The organism is Sporosarcina sp. ZBG7A (genome assembly GCF_000813425.1).
In the GTDB taxonomy this organism is placed as follows: Bacteria; Bacillota; Bacilli; order Bacillales_A; family Planococcaceae; genus Sporosarcina.
This window is the reverse complement of record NZ_JWIB01000074.1, coordinates 1-2,011: the sequence shown is the minus strand read 5'-3', so window position 1 is coordinate 2,011 and position 2,011 is coordinate 1. Positions and strand designations below refer to the sequence as shown.

The 2,011-nt window shown below is 35.4% G+C and carries 3 protein-coding genes; all 3 read left to right on the top strand.

Annotated elements, in window-relative coordinates; all coding sequences use genetic code 11:
- The first annotated feature begins 15 nt into the window (after window positions 1-15).
- Window positions 16-507: a YjdJ family protein gene (locus tag RL70_RS17695; protein ID WP_082003468.1), complete on the top strand. Its 492-nt coding sequence runs from the start codon at window positions 16-18 to the stop codon at window positions 505-507.
- A 67-nt stretch (window positions 508-574) separates the two neighbouring features.
- The gene (locus tag RL70_RS17065; RefSeq protein WP_231567297.1) at window positions 575-964 is read left to right on the top strand and encodes a topoisomerase; all 390 of its coding nucleotides are present in this window, start codon (window positions 575-577) and stop codon (window positions 962-964) included.
- 326 nt (window positions 965-1,290) lie between these two features.
- Window positions 1,291-1,851: a cysteine hydrolase family protein gene (locus RL70_RS17060; RefSeq protein ID WP_039044596.1), complete on the top strand. Its 561-nt coding sequence runs from the start codon at window positions 1,291-1,293 to the stop codon at window positions 1,849-1,851.
- Window positions 1,852-2,011 lie beyond the last annotated feature (160 nt).

Here is a 2,011-nt window from a genome sequence, read left to right as displayed (position 1 = left end):
AAGTAAGTGTAGCCTATACAGTATGCCGTTCAATTCTTAATAGCCTTAATGCTATTAGCTTTTTCAACGTTTATAGCATGGTATGAAGGGAGTGCAATTAGGGATGTCCCGTGGGAGTGGAAGCACACTGCATTTTTTTCCAACGTACTTAATGGACAGGTTACAAATAACTCCGATATATCACAACTAGATTATTTTATCTATGCAGCAAAATTTCATCCTGTGTATCCTATATTAATTCTATTTAGCTTATCTTATATCGTAACTTTAAGCGGTTACTTATTACTTAAAAATTACATCAAAAGACTAACAGTCTTTCTTTCTGTAATTAGCATGATCTACGTTTTATTAGGTTTAACAATATATAGTTCACCAATAGTAGGAGGGAAATATTTAACCTTTGTTTTTCTTTTTATTGGGCTAGTCAATCTGTCACTTGCTATTTTGTTCTTTTTACGGGTACGAAAAGGTATTAAGAAGAAAGGAAATTTTATATTTTTTACTTAACAAGACTTAATCGCATAGCTTTGGGCCAGTTGTGGAATTCGTAACTTTTGAAAGGGTGGGACTAGAAATGATTAAAAAAGCAATAATTTCAGGAGTATTATTCAGTTCAATTTTTTTAGTTGGGTGTAATGGAAAGCCCGAAGTGGTAGTACTAGAGGATTCAGAAAACGAGGGAAATGATGCGGATTTATCATCAGAATTGAATTTGGTTTCAGAGTTGAAAAGTGAAGTAATAACATCTGTTACAGAGCAAACGGAACTTGATAGAGAATCAATAGCAATAATGGTAGATGGTAATGTAAAAGAAATGAGTGTATCAGTAAGTTACCCGACGGATATAAAAGTAGATGAAACAAAGATTCAACAAGCAGTGGAAGATTCTATAAAGAAAGTGTCCAAAGCAGAAAACGTTACAATTAACGAAGAAGATATAACGATAAAAATTGAGAAATACTAATAAGAAACTTAAGCAATCGGGCGCAATTCTTGAATAGGGATCTGCGCCCCGTATTGAAGAATCGGGCCATTATCTAATATGCAAGTTGTTGCTTCGCGCTCCAGACGGAACGCTTTCCGAGGGGCGTGGCTTGAGCCTCCGCGGTCGCTAAAATCTTGCGCCCTACGGGGTTTCAAGGCGAGTGCAAAGATATGCTCTCAACGCTTTGCTTTTGCTGATCCCTTCGGAGTCGTCCGTCTTCCGCTCCAAGCAACGGAGCGTAGGATTTATAAAGGATACATTCAAGAAACGGGCAAGATTTTCGGAAAAAATACAGGAGTGATCATATGGTTGGAATGAAAAAGGCATTAATTATAGTTGATGTACAAAAGGCTTTTGAGAACCAAAAGTGGGGTGAACGTAATAACCTCAACGCGGAAGAAAATATCAGTCGCATTCTAAAATTATGGAGGAAGAAGGACTGGTTGGTGATACATATAAAACACACCTCCGATAATCCTAACTCAGTATTTTATCCGAAGAATGAGGGCTTTGCCATTAAAGAAATAGTAGCACCTATTGGTGAAGAAGTAGTCATTGAAAAGAAAGTAAACAGTAGTTTTATTGGTACAAATTTAGAAGACTTTTTAAGAGTAAATGAAATATCACAAGTTGTTATTACTGGTTTGACTACGCCACATTGTGTATCAACGACTACAAGAATGAGTGGAAATTTAGGTTTTGAAACATATCTGATTTCTGATGCAACAGCTGCTTTCGGCTTGAATGATCAAAATAATATATATTATGATGCTGAAACTATACACAATGTATCTCTAGCTACAATAAATGATGAATTTGCTACAGTACTTACAACAAATCAATTGATTAATGATTTTCTAGTCTAACTTAATTAATGGACCGATTCTTGCATAAGAACCAACGCCCTTATTACATACAAGGGACATTAAATTAAAGAAAAGATGAGTACCGACTTTCCTTTCTATAAAAGTGTTTCTGTATAGGTTACACTTAATTGGACAATAAAATTAGGGTCTTGTAGAATAC